Annotated in this window: 18 protein-coding genes and 1 pseudogene; 10 read left to right on the top strand and 9 right to left on the bottom strand. The window is 67.7% G+C overall.

The features are described 5' to 3' along the window. The first annotated feature begins 331 nt into the window (after window positions 1-331). From HV675_RS10550 to cobC, 5 genes are all read left to right on the top strand, one after another. Window positions 332-1,372, top strand: coding sequence for a FecCD family ABC transporter permease (locus HV675_RS10550; protein WP_175110902.1), 1,041 nt, complete (start codon window positions 332-334; stop codon window positions 1,370-1,372). Beyond that, window positions 1,372-2,244 (top strand): ABC transporter ATP-binding protein, encoded by an 873-nt coding sequence (locus tag HV675_RS10545; RefSeq protein ID WP_175110901.1) that lies wholly within the window; start codon window positions 1,372-1,374, stop codon window positions 2,242-2,244. The genes HV675_RS10550 and HV675_RS10545 overlap by 1 nt, the downstream gene beginning before the upstream one ends. Window positions 2,245-2,272: 28 nt before the next feature. Next, window positions 2,273-3,328 (top strand): nicotinate-nucleotide--dimethylbenzimidazole phosphoribosyltransferase, encoded by a 1,056-nt coding sequence (gene cobT, locus HV675_RS10540; RefSeq protein ID WP_175110846.1) that lies wholly within the window; start codon window positions 2,273-2,275, stop codon window positions 3,326-3,328. Between the two features lie 93 nt (window positions 3,329-3,421). Further along, a complete protein-coding gene (locus tag HV675_RS10535) occupies window positions 3,422-4,180 on the top strand; it encodes an adenosylcobinamide-GDP ribazoletransferase (RefSeq protein ID WP_175110845.1) in 759 nt (252 codons plus the stop codon). Then, window positions 4,165-4,755, top strand: coding sequence for an alpha-ribazole phosphatase (gene cobC, locus HV675_RS10530; protein WP_175110844.1), 591 nt, complete (start codon window positions 4,165-4,167; stop codon window positions 4,753-4,755). Before HV675_RS10535 ends, cobC begins: the two co-directional genes overlap by 16 nt. Before the next feature lie 120 nt (window positions 4,756-4,875). On the opposite strand, the gene HV675_RS10525 is transcribed toward cobC, so the two are convergent. From HV675_RS10525 to cobU, 4 genes and pseudogenes are all read right to left on the bottom strand, one after another. Beyond that, window positions 4,876-5,832, bottom strand: coding sequence for a cobalamin-binding protein (locus tag HV675_RS10525; RefSeq protein ID WP_175110843.1), 957 nt, complete (start codon window positions 5,830-5,832; stop codon window positions 4,876-4,878). After that, window positions 5,819-6,856, bottom strand: a complete 1,038-nt coding sequence (gene cobD, locus HV675_RS10520; protein ID WP_175110842.1) for a threonine-phosphate decarboxylase CobD — start codon at window positions 6,854-6,856, stop codon at window positions 5,819-5,821. The genes HV675_RS10525 and cobD overlap by 14 nt, the downstream gene beginning before the upstream one ends. A gap of 46 nt (window positions 6,857-6,902) precedes the next feature. After that, a complete protein-coding gene (gene cbiB, locus HV675_RS10515; RefSeq protein WP_175110841.1) occupies window positions 6,903-7,838 on the bottom strand; it encodes an adenosylcobinamide-phosphate synthase CbiB in 936 nt (311 codons plus the stop codon). A 158-nt stretch (window positions 7,839-7,996) separates the two neighbouring features. Further along, window positions 7,997-8,533, bottom strand: a pseudogene (cobU, locus tag HV675_RS10510) (bifunctional adenosylcobinamide kinase/adenosylcobinamide-phosphate guanylyltransferase); the annotation flags it as partial. A gap of 312 nt (window positions 8,534-8,845) precedes the next feature. Here cobU and HV675_RS10505 point away from each other — a divergent pair. Together HV675_RS10505 and HV675_RS10500 are read left to right on the top strand one after the other, a co-directional pair. Further along, window positions 8,846-10,462 (top strand): cobyric acid synthase, encoded by a 1,617-nt coding sequence (locus HV675_RS10505; RefSeq protein ID WP_246270179.1) that lies wholly within the window; start codon window positions 8,846-8,848, stop codon window positions 10,460-10,462. A gap of 196 nt (window positions 10,463-10,658) precedes the next feature. After that, a complete protein-coding gene (locus tag HV675_RS10500; protein ID WP_175110838.1) occupies window positions 10,659-11,099 on the top strand; it encodes a DoxX family protein in 441 nt (146 codons plus the stop codon). A gap of 12 nt (window positions 11,100-11,111) precedes the next feature. Here HV675_RS10500 and HV675_RS10495 read toward each other — a convergent pair whose 3' ends face one another. Beyond that, the gene (locus HV675_RS10495) at window positions 11,112-11,546 is read right to left on the bottom strand and encodes a PaaI family thioesterase (RefSeq protein ID WP_175110837.1); all 435 of its coding nucleotides are present in this window, start codon (window positions 11,544-11,546) and stop codon (window positions 11,112-11,114) included. Window positions 11,547-11,732: 186 nt separating this feature from the next. Between HV675_RS10495 and HV675_RS10490 the strand changes: the two genes are divergently transcribed. Next, complete coding sequence (locus tag HV675_RS10490; protein ID WP_175110836.1) at window positions 11,733-12,362, top strand: ParA family protein; 630 nt, start codon at window positions 11,733-11,735, stop codon at window positions 12,360-12,362. A 173-nt stretch (window positions 12,363-12,535) separates the two neighbouring features. Here HV675_RS10490 and panD read toward each other — a convergent pair whose 3' ends face one another. From panD to HV675_RS10470, 4 genes are all read right to left on the bottom strand, one after another. After that, the gene (gene panD / locus HV675_RS10485) at window positions 12,536-12,922 is read right to left on the bottom strand and encodes an aspartate 1-decarboxylase (RefSeq protein ID WP_175110835.1); all 387 of its coding nucleotides are present in this window, start codon (window positions 12,920-12,922) and stop codon (window positions 12,536-12,538) included. A 38-nt stretch (window positions 12,923-12,960) separates the two neighbouring features. Next, window positions 12,961-13,794, bottom strand: a complete 834-nt coding sequence (gene panC, locus HV675_RS10480; RefSeq protein ID WP_175110834.1) for a pantoate--beta-alanine ligase — start codon at window positions 13,792-13,794, stop codon at window positions 12,961-12,963. A 270-nt stretch (window positions 13,795-14,064) separates the two neighbouring features. Beyond that, a complete protein-coding gene (locus HV675_RS10475) occupies window positions 14,065-14,988 on the bottom strand; it encodes a segregation and condensation protein A (protein ID WP_377700569.1) in 924 nt (307 codons plus the stop codon). 2 nt (window positions 14,989-14,990) lie between these two features. Beyond that, window positions 14,991-15,176, bottom strand: coding sequence for a DUF3460 family protein (locus HV675_RS10470; protein ID WP_175110833.1), 186 nt, complete (start codon window positions 15,174-15,176; stop codon window positions 14,991-14,993). A 686-nt stretch (window positions 15,177-15,862) separates the two neighbouring features. Between HV675_RS10470 and HV675_RS10465 the strand changes: the two genes are divergently transcribed. Then, the gene (locus HV675_RS10465) at window positions 15,863-17,584 is read left to right on the top strand and encodes an autotransporter assembly complex protein TamA (protein ID WP_377700572.1); all 1,722 of its coding nucleotides are present in this window, start codon (window positions 15,863-15,865) and stop codon (window positions 17,582-17,584) included. A gap of 29 nt (window positions 17,585-17,613) precedes the next feature. Continuing rightward, on the top strand, window positions 17,614-22,332 hold the full coding sequence (locus HV675_RS10460; RefSeq protein ID WP_175110831.1) for a translocation/assembly module TamB domain-containing protein: 4,719 nt from the start codon (window positions 17,614-17,616) through the stop codon (window positions 22,330-22,332). Window positions 22,333-22,494 lie beyond the last annotated feature (162 nt).

Genomic DNA, 22,494 nt, shown 5'->3' with positions numbered 1-22,494 from the left:
TTACGCGAAGCGGCCTCGCAAAGCGATTCAGTTTTCGCGGGGCAAACAGTTACTATCTCGGCTACGGATAGCGGTTCGACCATGACTGGAAGGCGACTGCAAGCCGGTCCGATCTGTCGCGGCACAAATATAGAACCTTCGACTACGACGATGAACTTGCCTTCACACACACCGCGCGCCCCACGCAGCCCACGCCCCGCACGCACTCCACGCAGTTCGCACGCCATCGTGTCGTATCGGCGCGCGCCTGCGGGCAACGGGCGCGCCTTGAACCGTGGCCTCGACCGCGACCGGTCACACGCACAGGACCGCCGTGACTGAACTCGCCCAGATGAACCGGCCCGCGCCGAACGTTGCGCGCGCAATGACCGCGCGCCGCGCCGCCGCGATCTGGGCCGGACTCGGCGCGCTGGCGCTGGCGGTATTCATCGCGTCGCTGGCGCTGGGCAGCGTGTCGGTTGCGCCCGCTCGCGTGCTGAGTGCGCTCGTCGCTTCTTCTCACGGCACGCCGGGCGACCTCGCCGGCGAGATCGTCCGCACGCTGCGGCTGCCGCGTGCGCTGGCGGGCTTTGCGTGCGGCGCGTTGCTCGCGCTCGCGGGCGCGCTGCTGCAGGTGCTGTTGCGCAATCCGCTCGCGGAACCGTATGTGCTCGGCGTGTCCGGCGGCGCCGCGACCTTCGCGCTATTCGCGATGATGGCCGGCTGCGCATGGTGGCTCGTCGATGCGAGCGCATGCGTGGGCGCGTTCGCGTCGATCCTCGTCGTGCTCGGCCTCGCGCGCGGCGAGCTATGGCGCGGCGAACCGCAGGACACGTCGCCGCGTCTGTTGCTGACGGGCGCGGTGATTGCCGCCGGCTGGGGCGCGGTCATCACGCTGCTGCTGACCGTCGCGCCCGACAGCCGCCTGCGCGGCATGCTGTTCTGGCTGACCGGCGATCTGAACGGCGGCGGCCCGCTGCCGTGGGTCGCGCTCGCGGCGACCGTGCTTGCATTGGCCGCGATCATGCCCGTCGCGCTGCAACTGAATGTGCTGCTGCGCGGCGATTCGGCCGCGCGTGCGCTCGGCGTGCCGGTCGTGCGGTTGCGTTTGCGCGTGTACCTGGTCGCGTCGCTTGCGACCGCCGCCGCGGTGACCACAGCCGGCACGATCGGCTTCGTCGGCCTCGTGGTGCCGCATATGCTGCGGCTCGCGTTCGGCAACGATCAGCGCATGCTGCTGCCCGCGTCCGCGCTGGGCGGCGGCGCGGCGGTGATGGGCGCGGACCTCGTCGCGCGCACGGTGATCGCGCCCGCGCAATTGCCGGTCGGCGTGATCACCGCGCTGGCCGGCGTGCCGGTGTTCCTGTGGATGCTGTTGCACAGGCGGCGCTGATGAAGGCTCACGCGTCGGTTGCCACTACGCTTTGCGCGCAGCGCGTGACACTGCGCGCGGGCACGCGCACGCTGATCGACGACTTCACGCACACCTTCTATCCGGGCGAGATCTGGTGCGTCGCCGGTCCGAATGGCGCCGGCAAGACGACGTTGATCGCGGCGCTCGCCGGGGTGGTGCGTCCGTTTGCGGGCCACGTCGAGATCGATGGGGTGCGCGTAACCGGCTGGCCGCCCACGCGGCTTGCGCAACGTCGCGCACTGATGCCGCAAAGCGTGCACGATGCGTTTAGCGCCAGCGTGCTCGACACGGTGTTGCTGAACCGTTTTCCGCATCTGACCGGCTGGGGCTGGGAGCGAGCCGACGACCGCGCGGCCGCGCATGCGGCGCTTGCTCGGCTGACCCTCGCGGACTTCGCGCAGCGCGACGTGTTATCGCTTTCGGGCGGCGAACGCCAGCGCGTCGCGCTGGCCGCGGTTCTGTGCCAGGATGCGCCGCTGCTCCTGCTGGATGAACCGCTTGCGCATCTCGATCTGCATCATCAGATCGACTGCCTCGACGCGCTGACCGGATGGACGCGCGAGGCAACCGGCGACACGGCGCGCACGGTGCTCTTTTCGTGCCACGACCTGAACCTCGCGCGGCGTTTTGCGACGCATGCGCTGCTGCTCGACGGCCGGGGCACGATCTGGGCGGGTCCGGTGCGCGATGTGTTGACGCCAGAGCTCGCGAGCCGCGCATTCGGCTATCCGCTTGCGCTGATTCACGATGGCGACCACGAGGCGCTGATTCCCGTGTTGCGGCGGCAGTCAGCGGCCCGCTCGCCGCAGCGCTCATCCGGCGACGAGGATGCGTCCACCTCTTTTCATTGACGTTTCAGACACGGCTTTTTTTTCACTCATGACACTCGCGTCCTCCTTACCCGCAGTCGAACCGCTCGATCAGACGATGCGTGCGGAACTGCAGCATCTGATCGATACGAAGACCAAGCCGCCCGGCAGCCTCGGCCGGCTTGAAGCGCTCGCGCTGCAGATGGCCCTGATCCAGCGCACCACGCACCCGGGCATCGAGCGCCCGGTGATGATCGTGTTCGCTGCCGATCACGGCATTGCCGCGCAAGGCGTGAGCCCGTATCCGCAAGCGGTAACGGCACAGATGGTGCTGAATTTTCTCGCGGGCGGCGCGGCGATCAACGCGTTCTCCGGCGTCGCGGGCGTCACGCTCGAAGTGGTGAACGCGGGCGTCGCGACGCCGCTGCCGGTTGCCGCGCATCTTATCGACATTCCGATTGCACGCGGCACGCGCAACTTCGCGCACGAACCGGCGATGACCCGCGACGAGGCGCTTCGCGCGATGCAGGCGGGGGCGGCCCGCGTGCAGCATCACGCGGCGCTCGGCACGACCGTGATCGGCTTCGGCGAGATGGGTATTGCAAATACGTCGGCGGCTGCGTGCCTGATGAGCCGGCTGTGCACGTTGCCGATCGATGCGTGCGTCGGGCGCGGCACGGGTCTCGACGATGCGGGCCTCGCGAAAAAACGCGACGTGCTCGCGGCGGCGCTCGAACATCATACGAACGCGACCGAGCCGCTCGACGTGCTCGCGACCTTCGGCGGCTTCGAAATCGCGATGATGGCGGGCGCGTATATCGCGGCGGCGCAGGCGCGCATGACGATTCTCGTCGACGGTTTTATCGCGACGGCGGCGCTGCTGGTTGCGCTCGCGCTCGCGCCGGCGGTGCGCGACTACTGCGTGTTCGCGCATGCGTCGAATGAAACCGGACACAGGCTGATGCTCGACCATCTGCACGCCGAGCCGCTGCTCGCGCTCGATCTGCGTCTTGGCGAAGGCACCGGCGCGGCGCTCGCAGTGCCGCTGCTGCGCGCGGCCGCCGCCTTTATCAACGAGATGGCGAGCTTCGAATCGGCGGGGGTGGCGAACCGCGATGCGTCGTGATCCATCACCCGCCGGCACGCGCGCCGGCACGCGGCAGCGTGACGCGAGCGCACACGCAGGCGCACACGCTGATTCGCACGAGGGTGCGCAACGATGAATCCGCTCGCTGAGTTGCGTTACTTCTTCACCGCGCTCGGTTACTTCACGCGCTTGCCGGTGCCGCGCTGGGTCGGCTACGAGCCCCACTATCTGCAGGGCGCGGCGCGTTACTTCCCGCTCGTCGGCGTGCTGGTCGGCGGCGTCGGCGCACTCGTCTATCTCGCGGCGCTGCGGTTTTTTCCGGCGGGCATGGCGGTGCTGCTGTCGATGGCGGCAACGCTTTTCGTCACTGGCGCCTTTCACGAGGACGGTCTTGCGGATTGCATCGATGCGTTCGGTGGTGCCTATTCGCGTGAAGATGTATTACGCATCATGCAAGACTCGCGGATCGGCGCCTTCGGTGCGATCGCACTGATGATTGCGCTCGCGCTGAAGTGGCAGACGCTTGCCGCATTGCCGCCGTTGCGCGCGGCGTGGCTGATGGTCGCCGCGCACGCGGCGAGCCGTGCGTGCGCGATCAGCTATCTCGTCACTCTCGATTACGTGCGCGCCGAGGGCAAGGCCAAACCGGTCGCGCAGCGGATGACGCGCACGGCGTTTGCATGTGCGCTGCTGTTCGGCTTGCCGTGGCTTTTCTGGCCCGACTGGCGTGGAGGTTGCTTGATAGCCGGTGTGCTGTGTGCGCTGCGCGTGCTGCTCGGCCGCTATTTCGTGCGGCGCATCGGCGGTTATACCGGCGATTGCCTTGGTTTTGCGCAGCAGATCTTCGAACTGGCCATCTACCTGACGGGGTTCGCATGGATGTCGTCCTGATTCGCCACCCGGCTGTGAATGTCGATGCGGGGGTTTGTTACGGTAACAGTGACGTGCCGCTCGCGGCCGGCCCCGAAACGTCGGCCGAAACGCTCGCGATGCGTCTCGCGACGTTGCAGATGCCGGCGCCGCGCGTCGTGCTGACGAGTCCGCTGACGCGCTGCGCGACGGTTGCCGCCGCGCTGGCCGGCAACTTCGGTTGCGCCGCGAGCAGCGACGACAGCCTGAAGGAAATGGATTTCGGCGACTGGGAGTTGCGGCGCTGGGACGATATCGATCGTGCGATGCTCGACGCATGGGCCGCGGATTTCGAAGGCGCGCGCGTGCATGGCGGGGAGAGCGTCGCGCAGTTCGTCGCGCGTGTGCGCGCGTGGTTCGACGTCTTCGAACAGACGCGCGAACTGAGCCCTGCGTATGTGGTCACGCATGCCGGCGTGATGCGGGTGATCGCGGCGCTCACGCTCGGGCTCACGATCGACGCGTGTCTGCCGTGGGTGCTCGATTCGGGCGCGCTCGTGTGGTTAAGGCGTAACGACGCGACGATGAAGTGGGCGATCGTGCGCTGGAACGCGTGACTGTTGCTCGCGGACGCGATGGAGATGATCTGCGCGGCGGTTCGGCTTGGCGCGTTCGTCGCGGCGATGTGCGGTCGATGTGTAGTCTGCTGACGATCACGACCGCGGCGGCGCTGATGTTTAAGGGTTCGGCCTGCGCGAGCGTGCGGTCTCGAGGTCGTCGCACAGTTGCGCGGCGCCTTGCGCGAGACGCGGTGTCGGCCGGTTGATCAGATCGCCGTCGATTGCGAACAGGTTGTTGCGCGCAACGGCCGTCACGGCGGGCCATTGACGCCAGCTGTCGAGTTGCGGCAAAGCGGTATTCGATGCAGTCGCGCCTGGCGCCGCGGTCACGATGGCCTCGGGGTTCGCGGCCAGCACCGCTTCCGTCGAGACGGTCGGCACGAGCGGCTCGAGTTGCGCGAACACGTTACGCCCGCCGCACAGCGCGATCACATCGCTGATCAGATGCGTGCCGTTCAAGGTCATCAGCGGGCGCTCCCACACCTCGTAGAACACGCCGACGGGCGGTTTCATCGCATAGCGTGCGCGCAATTGCGCGATGTTCCCCCGGTAGTCGCGCGCGGCTTTGTCCGCCACGGGCGATGTGCCGAGCAACTCGCCGAGCTTTGTCAGCGTCACGGCGATATCGTCGAGATGATGCGGCTCGCTGAAAAAGAGCGGCACATGCAGGTCGCGCAGCTGTTCGATCTGCCGCTGCGCATTGCCGTGGCGCCATACGACGATCAGGTCCGGCCGCAACGCGACGATGCGCTCGAGGTCGAGCGCCTTGTTGTCGCCGACGCGCGGCAATTGCCTGGCTTCAGGCGGATAGTCGCTATAGGCGACCGCGCCGACCATCTTCGTTGCGCCGCCCGCTGCGTAGAGCAGTTCGGTGGTGTGCGGTGCGAGGCTGATTACACGTTGCGCGGGAGCGGGGAGCGTGACGGTGGCGCCGGTGTCGTCAGTCACGGTGATGGGCGCCGCATTGACGATCGACGCAGGCGCGATGCAAACGATCGCGTACACGAGCCGCCGCACGGCGCGGGCGAAGGCAAACCCATGCGACACGCGCGGCGTGGCGTTAGCGGGTGTCATGTGTATCGATCTCGCTTGCGCTTTGCGCCAGTGCGCGTTCGAACCGCGACCAGTCGTCTTCCGATGCGGGCAGGCCAACGCGTACGCTCGCTGACTGCGCGAAGAGGCGCGTCCAGATACCGCGCGTGGCGAGCGCACGATGCAACGCCGCTGCGCGCGCATCGGGGGTCCATGCGAAGAGCGGCGTCGCCTGCACGATGAACCGTTGCGCGCGCAACAAGCTCGCGAGCCGTTCGCCTTCGCTCGCAACGCGTACGCGCATCTGCTGTTGCCATTGCGTATCCACTAACGCAGCAGACACCGCATGACGCGCAGGCCCACTGACGGTCCACGCGCCGAGTGTTTCGCGCAGCGTGTCGAGCAGTGCGGGCTGTGCAAGCACGAAGCCCGCGCGCACGCCGGCAAGACCAAAGAATTTGCCCGGCGAGCGCAGCACGATCAGCCCCGGCTGCGCAACGCATGAAGCAAGCGACGCGGACGGCGCGGGCATCGCATCCGCAAACGCTTCATCGACCAGCAGCGTGCCGCCGCGTGCGCGCAATTGCGCATGCCAGTCCAGCAGCGTCTGCGCGCCCGCGTAGGCCGCAGTCGGATTGTTCGGGTTGACGATCACCGCATGGTTGAGCGCGTCAGGCAGCGTGGCGTGCGTCGTATCGAGCGGCACGACGCGATGCCCGGCGCGCTCGAATGCCGGTGCGTACTCGCTGTACGTGAGCGGGGCGATGCCGACCGTCGCGCGCGGCAGCAAGGCGGGCAGTGCGCGAATCGCCGCCTGGCTGCCCGCGACGGGCAGCACGTGCGACGCATCGGGCGCGCCGTAGTAGCGCGCGGCGAGCGCGGCGAAACCGTCGCCGTCGTCGGGCAGGCGCCGCCATGCGTCGGCCGGCACCGGCGACACCGGATAGCCGTGCGGATTGATACCCGTCGACAGATCGAGCCATTGACCGTACGGGATGCGATACAGCCGCGCCGCTTCGTGCAGATTGCCGCCGTGCGTAATCGGATGAGCAGGGGTGTCGTTCATGAGCGGGAGCCGTCGGTCAAACGCGTGCTGTGCGATGCGTCGCGTGTCATGACTGAAACGGCACGCTCAACAGCGCGAGCACGATCAGCACGGCGAGCCACAGAATTTCGGTGCGCTCGACGAGCGCGAGCGCCGCATGCACATGCGTGGCCGTGGCCGGCTGACCCGCGCCGAGCGTCGGCCGGCGCTCGATCTCGCCGTCGTAGACGGCCGGGCCGCCGATCACCACGTTCAGGCTGCCGGCGCCCGCGGCCATCACCGGCCCGGCGTTCGGGCTGTCCCAGCGCGACGCCTGCTCGCGCCAGCAGCGCCACGCGGTGCGTGTGTCGCCGAGCAGCGCGTAGCTCGCCGCGGTGAGACGCGCGGGCGCCCAGTTGAGCACATCGTCGATACGCGCGGCGGCCCAGCCGAAGCGCAGATAGCGCGGCGTCCGGTAGCCCCACATCGCGTCGAGCGTATTGGCGAGGCGGAACGCGAGCGCGCCCGGGCCGCCGAGCAGCGCAAACCAGAAGAGCGCACCGAAGATCGCGTCGTTGCCGTTTTCGAGCGCCGATTCGACCGCGGCACGCGACAGCGCCGCTTCATCCGCGTGCGCGGTTTCGCGCGACACGATGCGCGAGGTCAACTCGCGCGCGGCGCCGAGGTCGCGTCGCCCGAGCGCCTGCGCGATCGGCGCGATATGCTCGCGCAAGCTGCGCGCGCCGAGCGCGAACCACAGCAGCGCGACGTGCAGCGCGCACGCGAGCGTGACCGGCAAAATCGCGACCAGCACCCACGACACGACGACCGGCGGCATCACCGCCAGCAGCCACGCAAGGAGGCCCGCCGGGCGGCCGCGGCGGCCGGTGTTGTAGTGTGCTTCGAGCCGCATCGCGAGGCGGCCGAATGCTTCGAGCGGATGATGGCGGCGCGGCTCGCCGAACCAGCGGTCGACGACCATGCCGGCGGTCGCGCAGGCGGCGATCAGAGGCATCGACAGCATGGTTAGCGGCCCTTTGCGTGTGACGCCGCGTTGGTCGACGGCGCGTCGCTCTGCGCGGTTCCGGTCAACGATGCTTCGCCGCTGGCCGTTTCGCTCTGCGCGGTTCCGGTTGGCGAGGCTTCACGCGTTATCGTCGCTTCCGTCCCGCCGCCATGCGGTGCGGTTTTGAGCACGAGCGGCAAGCCGGCCACCATCATCGTGACGTTCGCGGCGCGCGCGGCGATGCGCTGATTGAGCCGGCCGAGTTCGTCGACGTAGAGGCGCGTTGCCGCGCCGAGCGGCACGACGCCGAGTCCGATCTCATTGCTGACGATGAGCACTTTCGCCTGCGCGGTGCTCAACGCCGCATCGAGCGCGTCGATAGGCTGTTGATAGTTCGCGCTGGGCGCCGCGCCATCGGGCGGGCACAGCAGATTCGCGAGCCACAGCGTCAGACAGTCGATGAGGACGCAGTGACCGCGCGCATCGGCGGCCGCGAGCGCGCCGGCCAGATCGAGCGGCGCTTCGACGAGCCGCCAGTGCGCGGGCCGTCGCGCGCGATGCAGCGCGACGCGCGCGGCGAATTCGTCGTCGGCGACGCGCGCGGTGGCGAGATAGGTGACGGGACACGCGCTGGCGCTCGCGAGCTGTTCGGCGTGCGCGCTCTTGCCGGAGCGCGCGCCGCCGACGATCAAGGTGACGTCGGGTGAAATCATCGCGTGATTGTACCGGCGCGATGGGATAATGCGGCCTTCGCTTCGCCTTCTGCGCGCCGCGCCTCGCCGTTGCGCCCATCGCCTCCCGTGACTGCATCCAATCCGACTTCGTCCGTTCAGTCTGAAGCTCAGCCGGTGGCTCGGCCGGCTGAGCCACCGGCAGATCAACCGTCTGCGCAGTCGACGGTTCCGCCGTCAGCTTTGCCGTCAGATCAAGCGCCCGCTGAACCGGCAGCCCGACAGACGCCGGTTCAACAGCCGGTTCATCCCGCTGTTCCGGCAGACAAGCTCACCGTGCCGCGCGGCACCCTGATGATCCAGGGCACCACGTCCGATGCGGGCAAGAGCACGCTGGTCGCGGGCCTGTGCCGGCTCGCGCGCCGCGCTGGCGTGCGGGTCGCGCCGTTCAAGCCGCAGAACATGGCGCTCAATAGCGCGGTGACCGTCGATGGCGGCGAGATCGGCCGCGCGCAGGCGCTGCAGGCGGTCGCGGCCGGCATCGATGCGCATACCGACATGAATCCGGTGCTGCTCAAGCCGACCAGCGACCGTGGCGCGCAGGTCATCATCCATGGCAAGGCGCGGATGAATCTCGATGCGCGTGCGTATCACGACTACAAGCCGGTCGCGTTCGAAGCGGTGCTCGAGTCGTATGCGCGGCTCAAGGGGGCGTACGACACGATTTTCGTCGAAGGCGCGGGCAGCCCGGCCGAAGTGAACCTGCGCGAGCGCGACATCGCGAATATGGGGTTCGCGGAGGCGGTCGATTGCCCGGTCGTGCTGGTCGCCGATATCGATCGCGGCGGCGTGTTCGCGCATCTGACCGGCACGCTCGCGTGCCTGTCGGCAAGCGAACAGGCGCGCGTGCGCGGTTTCATCATCAACCGGTTTCGCGGCGATCCGGCTTTGCTGAAGCCCGGACTCGACTGGCTCGAAGCGCGCACCGGCAAGCCGGTGCTCGGTGTCGTGCCGTATCTGCATGGCCTGACGCTCGACGCGGAAGATATGCTGCCGCGCGAACTGCGTGCTGCCGCTGAGGCGGGGCAAGCGGTCAATGCGTCCGGCGCGAACGGCGCGTCCGGCACGAACGGTGCGAACGGTGCGAACGGTGCGAACGGTGCGAACGGCGCGAACGGCGCGAACGGCGCGAACGGCGCGAACGGCGCGAACGGCGCAAGCGACCCGCGCGCCTTCGCGCCCGGCAGCGTGCTGCGCGTGGTCGTGCCGGCGCTGCCGCACATCAGCAATCACACCGATTTCGACGCGCTACGCGCACACCCGCGTGTCGATTTCCACTATGTGAAGGCCGGTACGCGGCCGCCCGCGGCGGATCTGATCATCCTGCCAGGCTCGAAGAACGTGCAGGGCGATCTCGCGTTCCTGCGTGCGCAGGGCTGGGACGCGGCGCTCGAGCGGCATCTGCGTTACGGCGGCCGCGTGATCGGCGTGTGCGGCGGGATGCAGATGCTCGGCCGCGAGGTCGCGGACCCGTATGGCGTCGAAGGCGTGCCGGGCAGTGCGGCGGGCCTCGGCTGGCTCGATTTCACGACGACGCTCACGCGCGAGAAGACGCTGAAAAACGTGACCGGCCGGCTCGCGCTGCCCGGTGCGCCCGCGCTGGCCGGCTACGAAATCCACATGGGCGAAACCGACGGCCCGGCGCTCGCGACACCAGCCGTGCGGCTCGCAACCGCGGACGGTGGCGAGCGCCCGGACGGCGCGCGCTCCGCGGACGGTCAGATTCTCGCGACCTACGTGCACGGGCTGTTCGACACGCCGGCCGCGTGCGCGGCGCTGCTGGAATGGGCGGGGCTTGTTGACGCGCCGCCGCTCGACTACCCGGCGCTGCGTGAAGCGTCGCTCGACCGGTTGGCGGATACGCTAGCCGCCCATCTCGATCTGCCACGGCTGTTCGGCGCGATGAGTTGAAGGCCGGTTGCCCGCTGCGCCGGCGTGGTCAACCGGAAAACAACGGGCGTGCACGGTGTAGGCGGTGATTCATTCCTATTGAGAAATAATCTAAGCGTACCAGGCGGTTTTTCACCCAAATAGGTTCGAATAAAGTCGGTTCCAGGCGACGACGCGCTAGGCGTCGTCCAGTCAACACATCGAAAAAGGAACCGACATGAACCGTCCGATCGCCGCCACCGCTCAGTCCTCGAACGCCGAACTTGCCGCGCTATTGCTGCGTATCGCGCTAGGCGTGCTTTACCTCGCGCACAGCCTGCAGAAGATTTTCGTGTTCACGCTGCCGGGCGCCGCGCAATTTTTCGTATCAGTCGGTTTCCCGGGCTGGCTCGCGTACGTGACGACCTTCGTCGAACTGTTCGGCGGCATCGCGCTGCTGCTCGGCGTACAGGTGCGCTGGGCCGCGCTCGTGCTGCTGCCGTTCATGCTGGGCGCGCTGTCGGTGCACTTTCATAACGGCTGGGGATTCGCGTCGCCGAACGGCGGCTGGGAGTACCCGGCATTCTGGGCGGTCGCGCTCGTCGTGCAATCGCTGCTGGGCGGCGGCAGGTTCGCGCTCGGCGCCGCCCGCGCGCCGCAGGTCGCCCGCGCGCAGTAACGCGCCGCCAGCTCAGTACAGCACCATCTGCGTACAGCGGAAGAGCGCGATGGTGCGGCCGTCCGGCCCCGCGACGGTCGCGTCCCACACCTGCGTGCTGCGCCCCAGATGCACGCCTCGCGCGACCGCGCGGATCGTACCGTCGGTCGCGGTGCCGAGAAAATTGCTTTTGAGCTCGATCGTCGTGAAGCTGTGCGCGGCCGGCGGCAGGTGCGCGAGACACGCGTAGCCGCAGGCGGTGTCGGCAAGGCCGATCACCGTCGCCGCATGCAGAAAGCCGTTTGGCGCGAGCAGCTCGGGCCGCACCGTCAATTCGGCCCTCAAGGTGCCTTCGCCGAGCGCGGTCGCGCGCACCCCGATCAGCGCCGGCAGCGTGCCGGGCTGCCGTGCGCGCAGCCAGTCGAGACCGCGGTCCGCACGCAGTTTGCCCCTCTGCGATTCGTCCATCACGCCTCCTGCAAAAGGGAAGGGATTCGTCCAAATGGCCTTCGGGGGCTTTCGAGCCGCCCGGCTTTGCCGATATTATCAACGCCTGTGCCGGCCCGGCCGACGCCCGTTGCGGCCGTCGCGCCCAGCTGGCGGGGCCATTTGAGATAATCCAACAACTAGCAGGCCTTCTTCCCGGGAGTATTCATGACGGTAATCGTGGTGGCGAATCCTAAGGGCGGCGTGGGCAAGAGCACGCTCTCCACCAATCTGGCAGGCTATTTCGCAGCCGAGGGCGAGTGGGTGGCGCTCGCCGATCTCGACCGGCAGCAGTCCGCGCACGCATGGCTCGACCTGCGTCCGAGCGGCCTGCCGGCGATCGAGACATGGCATGTCGACCCGGAAGCGCCGGTAAAACCGCCGAAGGGCCTCGAGCGCGCGGTGATCGACACGCCGGCCGGGTTGCACGGCAACCGGCTGAATGTCGCGCTGAGTCTGGCCGACAAGGTGATCGTGCCGCTCCAGCCGTCCATCTTCGATATTCTCGCGACGCAGGAATTTCTCGAGCGCCTCGCGAAGGAGAAGGCCGTCAGGAAGGGTTCGATCGAAGTCGGCGTGGTGGGGATGCGCGTCGACGCACGGACCAAATCCGCGGACCAGCTGCACCGTTTTGTCGAAGGTTTGAATTTGCCGGTGCTCGGCTATCTGCGCGATACGCAGAACTATGTGCAGCTTGCCGCCCATGGGCTGACGCTATGGGATGTCGCGAAAAGCCGGGTCGAGAAAGATCTCGACCAGTGGGCGCCGATTCTCAAATGGACTAACGGCAACGCGTGAATGGGGCGGGCGGCCGCGGCGCGGAGCGACATGAGGCCAGATGAGGCCACATAAGCGCCGCCGTGCGGGTCGTGGGTCTGGGCGCGCGGTGCGAGGCCGCGTCTGGGCCGCTTATGCGGCCGTATATGCGGCCGCTTGTGCGGCCGTATAAGCGGCGGGCTCCCGGTGACGCTTCAAGTCCAGCTTTGCGTCGGCACGTGATGCCGGCTGCCCTTAATTCTGTTCTGCTCGTCGACGAACACCAGATCGGGCGTCCAGCCCGCCTGCAATTCGGCCTCGTCGACCATCGCGAATGCCGCGATGATCACGAGGTCGCCGAGCTGCGCGCGACGCGCGGCCGATCCGTTCAGCGAAATCATTCCGCTGCCGCGCTCGCCCTTGATCGCATAGGTCGAAAAGCGCTCGCCATTGTTGATGTTCCAGATGTCGATCCGCTCGTTCTCGACGATATTCGCCGCTTCGAGCAAATTCTCGTCGATCGCGCACGATCCTTCGTAGTGCAATTCGCAGTGCGTGACCACCGCACGGTGAATTTTCGATTTCAGCATATGGCGTTGCATGGCACTTCCCTTGCGCGCGCCGCGGCAAACGGCGCGCGTCAGATTTCCAGGTTGTCGATCAGGCGCGTGGCGCCGAGCTTCGCGGCCGCGAGCGCGACGAGCGGCACATCGGTTTCGTGCGCGGCGGGCGGCAGCAGGTTCGCGCGCTTGCGGATCGCGACGTAGTCCGGTTGCCAGCCGCGCGCGGCGAGCGCCGCCATGGCGTCGCGCTCGAGTGCCGCGAAATCGTGCCGGCCCGCGCGCACCGCGTCGCGGATGCCGTTCAGCGCCGCGGCGAGCTGGGGCGCCTCGGCGCGCTCGGCCGGCTGCAGGTAACGGTTGCGCGAACTGAGCGCGAGCCCGTCGCTGTCGCGCACGGTTTCCGCGGCGATGATATCGGTCGGCAGCGCGAACTGTTCGCACATGGCGCGCACGATCATCAACTGCTGGTAGTCCTTCTTGCCGAACACCGCGACGCGCGGCTGCACGCATGACATCAGCTTCATCACGACCGTGCATACGCCGGTGAAAAAGCCGGGCCGGAACTCGCCTTCGAGGATGTCGCCGAGGTCGTGCGGCGGATGCACGCGATATTCCTGCGGCTGCGGATACATGTCCCGCTCGGTCGGCGCGAACAGCACGTAGACGTTTTCCTTCTGCAGCTTCTCGACGTCGGCTTCGAGCGTGCGCGGGTATTTGTCGAAGTCTTCGTTCGGACCGAACTGCAGGCGGTTCACAAAGATGCTCGCGACCACCGGATCGCCGTGCTGGCGCGCAAGCCGCATCAGCGAGAGATGGCCTTCGTGCAGGTTGCCCATGGTCGGCACGAACGCGGTGCGGTTCTGGCCGCGCAACTGGTCGCGCAATTCCTGGATCGAGCTGATGACTTTCATGATCGGATGGTTGTCCTCACGCTGGGCGGTGCCGCGGGGCGGCCGATGATGGCGCTCATGGGCTGCGGGTACGGCGCATCTGATGCGCGGTGCGAGTGCGTGGCTGATGCCGTGGTGGATGCCTGTGCCCCGCCGCGCATGGTGCGGCCGCTACGCGTGATGGGTGCGGGACAGCGGCCAAAACAGCGTGCAAAGCGGGGTCCAAAGCGCCGGATTGTAGAGGATTTGCGGGCGCTGCGCACCATCGGGAGGCGCAGTGCGGCCGCCCGATTACGCGGGCAGGTACGCAAGCCGTACGTAAATCGGCGCGAACGGTTCGGGTTGCGTGATTTCGATCAGCGACTCGCGCGACAGTTCGAGCATCGCGATGAAATTCACCACGACCACCGGCACGCCGCGCGACACGTCGAACAGTTCCGAGAACTCCATGAAGCGCGCGTTCTGCAGCTTGCGCAGGATCACGCTCATATGTTCGCGCACCGACAGTTCCTCGCGCGAAATCCTGTGATGCTGCACCAGCTTCGCGCGCTTGATCACGTCGGCCCATGCGGCGCGCAGGTCGTCGGTGTTGACGTCCGGAAAGCGCGGCGTAATGCTCTGCTCGATGTACACCTCGGCGCGCAGGAAGTCGCGGCCCAGTTGCGGCAGATGATCGAGCCGCTGCGCGGCGAGCTTCATCTGCTCGTACTCGAGCAGGCGGCGTACCAGTTCCGCGCGCGGGTCTTCCGCTTCTTCGCCGGTGTCGGCCTTCTTCACCGGCAGCAGCATGCGCGATTTGATCTCGATCAGCATCGCCGCCATCAGCAGATATTCCGACGCGAGCTCGAGGTTCGTCTGGCGTAACTGCTCGACGTAGCCGAGATACTGCGCGGTCACGTCGGCCATCGGAATGTCGAGCACATTGAAGTTCTGCTTGCGGATCAGATACAGCAGCAGATCCAGCGGACCTTCGAAGGTCTCGAGAAAGACTTCGAGCGCGTCCGGCGGGATGTACAGATCCTGCGGCAGCTTGAAGAGCGGTTCGCCGTACAGGCGCGCGAAAGCGATGCCGTCGACGGTGTCGGGCGTCGAATCGGTTGCGGGCGCGGTGAGCGCGGCGCTCGCGGGTGGCACATCGGGGGCATGCGCAGGTCCGTGCGCAGATGCATGCGCGGCCTGAGCCTGCGCGGCGCGGGCCTCGTCGGCGGAAGACACGTTCAGAAGTTCTGGTAGTAGACGTACGGCGTCTGCTCGACGCGCGACGATTGCTGGTCCGCGCGTTCTTCGAGATTGATAGGCTGCTTGTCCCACAGCAGTGAGCGGCCGCGGCGCTGTTCTTCTTCGAGTTGGGGCTTCTGGGCTTTCAGCTGATTCAGGAACTGCGTGATATCCGACTGATACATGGCTCGAGGTCCGTGATGGGAGGGGGCGCCGCCTGGGCGGCCATTCGAATCGCACGTAATTTTAGCGCAAGCGGGCGGGCCGCAAGCGATTCTGCGAAGAAAGGCGCGTACAGCGCCCGTGGCGGTGCGCAGTGCGGGCGTCAAGCGGGTTTGAGCGGGGTTTCAAGGGAGTGTTCAAAGCGGGGGCGATCTGCGGCAAGCGGGGGCAGGTGGGCGGCAATCAAGCGGCAAGCGGGCGGCAATCGGGCGGCAAGCGGGGCCGCAGGCGAGCGGCAAGTGAGCAGCAAGCGGACGGCAAGCGTAGCCGCACGTGAGCCGCACCTGAGTGGCAGGTAAGCGACAGGTGAGCGACAGGTCAACGGAACATCGGTGCACTGGCGCCGTCCAAGGCGGGCGCCGGCTCCGCTCGCGCGCGCGGGTTCCGCATCTCGCGCCGCGCACCGCAATTCGGGATGCGCGGCTGCGCCGATGTGGTCAAATAACGAGCTTCAGTCCCGCCGTGGACTGGCCAACCGTAAGAAACTGTCAACAAATGCCGGAGGTCGTGTTTGGCGGGGTGGTCAATCGAACCGTCGCAAGCGCGGCGCGGGCGGCGCAACGCCGTCTCGAAGCCGCTTCGCGTCGCGTGGCCGCCGTCCGCCGCGCGGCGTGCGCGCGCATGGCTCGCCTGGGCGATCTTCGCCGCGCTGTTGTTCGCGGTGGCCGGCGCACCGCCTGCGCACGCGGCGAAGAAGCGCGCCGCGTATGAGGTCAACATCGACGCGACGCCGCGTTCGCTGCGCAAGCTGCTCGAGGAGCATCTCGATCTCGCCCGCTTCGCGAAGCGCGACGACATCAGCAGCGAGCAATTCGATTTTCTCGTCACCGCGACGCCGCAACAGGTGCGCGACCTTGTCGCGACGCAAGGCTACTTCTCGCCGGTCGTGCGCACCGATGTGCGCACCGTGGACGGCAAGCGTCAGGTCGCGGTGCACGTCGACCCCGGTGCGCTGACGAAAATCACATCCATCAGGCTGTCGTTTCAAGGTCCGGTCGAAACCGAGGACCCCGCGCAGGAAAACGCGACGCGCTTTGCCTTCTCGCTGCATGAGGGCGATCCGTTCACGCAGTCGGGCTGGGACGGCGCCAAGAACGCGTCGCTCAAGGCGCTGCAGGCGCGCCGCTACGTGGGCGCGAAAATCGCTCAGTCCGAGGCGCGCATCGATCCTCAGACGCACGAAGCAAAGCTGTCGGTGACTTTCGACAGCGGCCCGACCTTCACGCTCGGCAAGCTCGACGTATCGGGCACGCGGCGTTACCCGGAAAGCATCATCGACCACGTGAACCCGATCAAGCCGGGCGAAATCTACAGCGTGCAGCGCGTGACCGAACTGCAGCGTCAGTTGCAGAACACGCCGTACTACGCGAGCGTTGCGATCGACGTCGACAACGATCCCGCCAAACCGCTCGATACGCCAATGCATGTGAAGGTCAGCGAGTATCCGTACAACAGCGTGCGCGGCGGCGTCGGCTATGCGACCGATACCGGCGCGCACGTGCAGGGCTCGTACACGTATCTCGATACGTTCGGCGCCGCATGGCCGTTCACGGTGTCCGGCCGGCTCGACCAGATCCAGCAATACGGGCAGATCCAGCTGTCGATGCAACCCGGCGAGCGCGGCTGGACCAACAGCGCGCTGGCGTCGTACACCACCACCGACGTGTCCGACACGCGCATCTACAGCTTGCGCGCGGGCGTGCAGCGCACCCGCACGTCGCAGTACATCGATTACTCGTACTCGCTGCTGTACTACTACGACCGGCTGGACCAGAACACCGCGCCGCCATCCAGCGCCCGCGCGCTCGTGCCCGGCTGGTCGTGGACCCGCCGCAATACCGACGACCCCCTGTTCCCGCGCTCCGGCAACGTGATTCACGCGGAGGCGGGCTTCGCGGTGAAAGGCGCGGCCGACCAGACGTTTATCCGCGGCTACGCGCGCGGCCAGCAATACTTCCCGGTCGGCCAGCGCGATCTCGTGCTGTTTCGCGCGGAGTTCGGCGGCGTGTTTACGAGCGGGCCGTCGAGCGGCGTGCCGGCTTCGCTGCTGTTCCGCGCGGGCGGCTCGAACTCGGTGCGCGGCTATGCGTTCCAGAGCATCGGCAACAACGTCGGCGGCTCGGTGCTGCCGACCAAATACCTGGTGACAGGCAGCTCCGAATACCAGCACTGGTTCACGCACGACTGGGGCGCCGCGGCATTCTTCGATATCGGCACCGCGACCGACAACTGGCACGAGAAGGTGTTTTTCCCCGGCGTCGGTTTCGGCGCGCGCTGGCGCAGCCCCGTCGGGCCGGTGAATATCGACCTCGCGTATGGCATTCGCGAGCGCAGCGTGCGTCCGTATCTGACGCTCGGCATTGCGTTCTGATCAACCTTGACATCGACTGCACCCGACGCATGACCCACGACCGTCTCGCCAACCTGTCATCGGATCGCCCGGGCGATGGATTGCCGCCCGGCGATTCCGGTGATGCCGCTGGCTTCGGCGGCGCGGGTCGCGGTGCGGGCGGTGCGGGCGGTGCAGGTGGTGCCGGCGGCGGGGCGGGTGGCGGCGATACGCCGCCGTCACCGCGCAGGCGCGGGCGGCTATGGCACGCGCTCGTGTGGGCGACCGTCGTGCCGGCGCTGCTCGTTGCTCTGCTTGCGGGCGCGCTGTACGGCGTTGTCGTCACCGAGCGGGGCACTGCGTACGCGTGGCAGGCGGCGGTCAGGCTGCTCGGCGGGCGGTTGTCGGGCACGCTCGAAGGCGGCACGCTCGCGAGCGGGGTGCGTCTTGCGAATGTGCAGTGGCGCAGCCTCGACGGCAGCGGCACCGAGATTCGCGTCGATCGCGCGTCGGGCAAATGGAGGCTGTCCGGCCGGCCGTGGAAGTTCGTGCTCGATTATCTGCATGTCGGCACGATCGACGCGCGGATCGCGCCGTCCACCGAGCCGTCGAGTCCGCTGACCTTGCCGCAGGACTTGCAGTTGCCGATGCAGGTGGACTTGCGCGACGTGCGTGTCGACAAGCTACTGCTGCATGAGGGGGCCTCGACCAGCGAATACGCGCGGCTGCTGTTTCATGGCCGCAGCGACGGGCGGCATCACGAAGCGTCGGTCGAGCGGCTCGATACGCCGTTCGGTGCGCTCACCGCGTCCGCGCGGCTCGACGGCGTGCGGCCGTTTGCGCTGACCGGCGAGGCCGGCTACTCGGGCAAGGTCAACGACGAGGCGGTGCAGGTGAGCGGGCATGTGTCCGGCACGCTCGAGACGCTCGTCGCGGAGCTCGACGCGAGCGGGATGAAGCTCGACGGTCACGCGCGCGTCGAGGCGACGCCGTTCGCCGATGTGCCGCTGCAGCGCGCGACGCTGACGTTCGATCATGTGAATCCACAGGCGTTTGCGCCTGGCGCGCCGGCGGCGGATCTCGCGGTGCGCGCGGATTTGCGGCCGGCGGGAGAGGCCGCGCAGGACGCTCGCGCGGCGGAGGCGGGACAGGTTGCGCAAGGCGCGAGCGGGGCGGCGGCGAGCGGTGTCGGTACTTCGCGTGCGACCGGCGGATCGAAGGCTGTGCGTGCGGGCGGTGCGGTGCGGGCGGCGAGTGCCGCAAGCGCCTCAAGTGCCTCAAGTGTCGCAAGCGCCGCAGGCACAACAGGCACCGCAAGCACCACAGGCTCTACAAGAGCCGCAAGCACCGCAGGCGCAGCAGGCACCGCCAAGCCAGCGAGCGCGAAGCGTATGGCAGGCGCATCGACCGCCGGTGGCGCGGTCACCGCAGCAAGCGCGGTCAGCGCCGCGAGCACACAAGGTGCGGCCAGCGCTGCCCCCTCTCCCGCCAACCCCGCCGCGCGCCCGCGCGGCTTCGCAGTGACCGGCTCGGTCTCGATCGTCAACGCGAAGCCCGGCGCGATCGACCAGCACCTGCTGCCGCTCATCGACGCGCGCGCCGATGTGCGTCTCGATGCGCAAGCGCAACGCATCTCGAATCTGAATGTGCGCCTCGTGAAGAATGCGACGCTGACCGGCGACGGTGAACTTGCCGGCAAGCGCGGCCGCTTCGACCTGAAAGTGGCGAAGCTGGATCTGAACGCGCTCCAGGCGACCGTGCGGCCGACGCAGTTCGCGGGTCCGATCGCGATCCGCCTGAACGACGACATCCGCACCGTGACGCTCGATCTCGCCGATCCGCAAGCGGCGTTGCGTGTGCAGGGCAAGGTCACGCTCGACCCGGCGCGCACCAGCTTCAACGACGTGCGGCTTACGTCGGGCAAGGGCCGCATCGATCTGTCCGGCGCGATCAAGAACGACGCGAGCTCGACGTACAATCTGAAGGCGACGTTGACCGACTTCGATCCGCTGTCGCTGACGTCGATGGTGGTCGCGCCGCCCGCGAAATCCACCGCGGCTGCCGGCGGCGGCAGTAACAACCGCAGCAGCAAACGCAAACCCGGCAACACCGGCAACACCGGCAACACCAGCAACACCAGCAACACCAGCAACACCAGCAACACCAGCAACACCAGCAACACCAGCAACACCAGCAACACCAGCAACACCAGCAACACCAGCAACACCAGCACATCCGCCGCGCCTAACAAGACCGCCGCGCCTACCAGGCCCACCACGGCCACCGCGCCTGCGAAATCCGCGCAACCCGCGCGCAAGATCGAGGCGCGCGTCAACGGCACCCTCACCGCATCCGGCCTGCTCGCGCCGACCTTCACGACCAAGGCGGAATTCAAGCTCGGCGACAGCGTCTACGACAACCTGCCGATGACCGGCAGCGGCACCATCCAGCTCGCCGGCTCGCGTCTCCTGCCGAGCCACGCGACGCTATCGGTGGCGGGCAACCAGATCGATCTGCAAGGCAGTTTCGGCGGGCGCGGCGATCGCCTGCGCTTTCAGGTCGACGCGCCGCAGCTCGATCGGCTCGGCTTCGGCGTCGCGGGCCTCGTCGACGCGAGCGGCGACGTCACCGGCACGTTCGTGCATCCGAACGTCACGCTCGACTACAAGGCCGACAGCGTCGTGTTCGGCGAGAACCGGCTGGGCCATGCGCAAGGCCATGCGGAATTGCGCGACGGCGCGAACGGCGCGATGGTGTTCACCACCGATGCACGCAATCTGAGCGCCGCGGGCGTCGAACTGAAGACGCTCACCGCGCATCTCTCCGGCACGCGCGCGAACCATACGCTCGAAGCGTCCGCGTCCGGCTCGGTGCGCGACCGGCCGCTCGATCTCGCGCTGGCGGCCAACGGCCGTCTCACCGACGCCCGCGACGGCACGCACTGGGACGGCACCGTCACGCGTCTGCAAAACCGCGGCACGCCCGCACTGAACATGGAATCGCCGCTGACGGTGAGCGCCGGCCCGCAGCGTCTCACGCTCGGCGCGACGCGCATCACGCTCGAAGGCGCACTGCTCGACCTGAAGTCGCTGTCGTACGACCACGGGCGCGTGCATTCGGCCGGCATGCTGACCAATATTTCGGTGACGCGCCTGCAGCAGTTGCGGCAGGAATTCACCGGCACGGCGCCGCTCACGAAGACCGATCTGGTGTTCGACGGCGATTGGGACTTCACGCTCGGCGACACATCGAGCGGCCATATCCAGCTGAAACGCCGCAGCGGCGATGTGACCGTCGAAGTCGGCCGCGGCTTCGCGTCGCTTGGTGTCACCGATATCTCGGCGCGCGTCGACTTCGCGGCCGGCAACCACGTGAACGCGACCGTGCATGCGCAGGCGAGCCGCGTCGGCGTGATCGACGCCGACGCGCACACCGCGCTCGCGGTGCGCGACGGCACGCTGACGCTCGATGAAGAGGCGCCGCTCACCGGCAGGATCGACGCGAATGTGCCGTCGCTGAAAACCACCGGCGGTCTGCTGGGCCCGAGCTACGTGCTCGACGGCCACCTCGCGCTGCGCCTCGCGCTCGGCGGCACGGTCGCGAAGCCGAACCTGTCGGGCTCGCTGGTCGGTGACGGCTTGTCGGCGACCGCCGTCGACCTCGGCGTGCAACTGAAGGACGGCGTCGTGCGCATCGCGCTGTCGGAGAACCTCGTCGACTTCCAGCAGGTCGAGTTCCATGGCGGCGCCGGCACGCTGCGCGCGACCGGCCGCGTGCGCCTCGACAATGCCGAGCCGGATCTGACCGCGAGCATCGTCGCCGATCAGCTCGAGCTGTTCGCATCGCCAGAGCGGCAGTTGACGGTATCGGGCAGTGCGAGCGTCGCGAACGCGGGCCAGCAGGGCGGCTTGGCGATCAACGGCAAGTTCGATATCGAACACGCGCTGTTCGATATGCCGGAGCAGGCGGCGCCGAGCCTCGGCGACGACGTCGTGATCGTGCGGCCGGACGGGACGCTGTCCGGCGGCAAGCCGCCTCAAGTCGGCAACTCGAACAAACCGGTGAGCGCGTTTGCGCCGCGCGCGAATATCGCCATCAACCTGGGCAACGATTTCCGCTTCCGCGGCCAGGGCGCCGACGTCGGGCTGCGCGGCACGATCACCGCGCTGTCCGCGCCGAACCAGCCGCTGCGCGCGGTCGGCGACGTGCGCGTGAGCGAAGGTTCGAGCTACACCGCGTTCGGCCGCAAGCTGGCGATCGAGAACGGCTACTTCACGTTCAACGGGCCGGTCGCGAACCCAGGCATCAATATTCTGGCGATGCGCCGCAATCAGGAAGTGGAGGCGGGCGTGCAGGTGACCGGCACGATCCAGTCGCCGGTCGCGAAGCTCGTGTCGGAGCCCAGTGTGCCGGACAACGAAAAGCTGTCGTGGCTGCTGTTCGGCCACGGCACCGACCAGGGCAACAACCTCGGCCAGCAGAGCACGATGACGACCGCGCTCGCGTTGCTCGGCAGCGCGAGCGGCAAGCGGATTGCGCAGACCTTCGGGCTCGACGAGTTTTCGATCGGACGCAGCGAAGTCGGGCTGACCGACCCGCAGGTCGTGATGGTGTCGAAGGCGATCAACGAGCGTTTCGTGGTCGGCTATGAGCAGGGCTTGCAGTCGGCGAGCAACGCGATCAAGGCGACGCTGAACCTCACGCGTTACTGGTCGGTCGCCGCGTACGGCGGCACGTTCCAGGGGATGGATCTGCTTTATACGCGGCGGTTTGATCGCTGGCCGTGGTGATCGCGCGAACCGCGGTCGCGCGGTTCGGCGATTACGGTTCTCGATCCGGCAAAGAAAAAGCACGCTCGCAAGCGTGCTTTTTCGATTTTGCGCTGCTTCGTATGCGCTGCTTCGTATGCGCTGCTTCGCGAGCGCTGCGTAGACCTGGGCGGGGCGGCGGCT

The organism is Paraburkholderia solisilvae (genome assembly GCF_902859875.1).
Taxonomy (GTDB): domain Bacteria; phylum Pseudomonadota; class Gammaproteobacteria; order Burkholderiales; family Burkholderiaceae; genus Paraburkholderia; species Paraburkholderia solisilvae.
This window is presented reverse-complemented; position numbering and strand designations above follow the sequence as displayed.

Coding starts and splice junctions, on each gene's coding strand:
- HV675_RS10495 (WP_175110837.1), bottom strand. CDS start 11,546: ATGGACGAATCGCAGAGGGGCAAACTGCGTGCGGACCGCGGTCTCGAC.
- cobD (WP_175110842.1), bottom strand. CDS start 6,856: ATGAACGACACCCCTGCTCATCCGATTACGCACGGCGGCAATCTGCAC.
- HV675_RS10535 (WP_175110845.1), top strand. CDS start 3,422: ATGAATCCGCTCGCTGAGTTGCGTTACTTCTTCACCGCGCTCGGTTAC.
- cobT (WP_175110846.1), top strand. CDS start 2,273: ATGACACTCGCGTCCTCCTTACCCGCAGTCGAACCGCTCGATCAGACG.
- cbiB (WP_175110841.1), bottom strand. CDS start 7,838: ATGCTGTCGATGCCTCTGATCGCCGCCTGCGCGACCGCCGGCATGGTC.
- HV675_RS10545 (WP_175110901.1), top strand. CDS start 1,372: ATGAAGGCTCACGCGTCGGTTGCCACTACGCTTTGCGCGCAGCGCGTG.
- panD (WP_175110835.1), bottom strand. CDS start 12,922: ATGCAACGCCATATGCTGAAATCGAAAATTCACCGTGCGGTGGTCACG.
- cobC (WP_175110844.1), top strand. CDS start 4,165: ATGGATGTCGTCCTGATTCGCCACCCGGCTGTGAATGTCGATGCGGGG.
- HV675_RS10525 (WP_175110843.1), bottom strand. CDS start 5,832: ATGACACCCGCTAACGCCACGCCGCGCGTGTCGCATGGGTTTGCCTTC.
- HV675_RS10490 (WP_175110836.1), top strand. CDS start 11,733: ATGACGGTAATCGTGGTGGCGAATCCTAAGGGCGGCGTGGGCAAGAGC.
- HV675_RS10505 (WP_246270179.1), top strand. CDS start 8,846: ATGATCCAGGGCACCACGTCCGATGCGGGCAAGAGCACGCTGGTCGCG.
- panC (WP_175110834.1), bottom strand. CDS start 13,794: ATGAAAGTCATCAGCTCGATCCAGGAATTGCGCGACCAGTTGCGCGGC.
- HV675_RS10460 (WP_175110831.1), top strand. CDS start 17,614: ATGACCCACGACCGTCTCGCCAACCTGTCATCGGATCGCCCGGGCGAT.
- HV675_RS10550 (WP_175110902.1), top strand. CDS start 332: ATGAACCGGCCCGCGCCGAACGTTGCGCGCGCAATGACCGCGCGCCGC.
- HV675_RS10470 (WP_175110833.1), bottom strand. CDS start 15,176: ATGTATCAGTCGGATATCACGCAGTTCCTGAATCAGCTGAAAGCCCAG.
- HV675_RS10500 (WP_175110838.1), top strand. CDS start 10,659: ATGAACCGTCCGATCGCCGCCACCGCTCAGTCCTCGAACGCCGAACTT.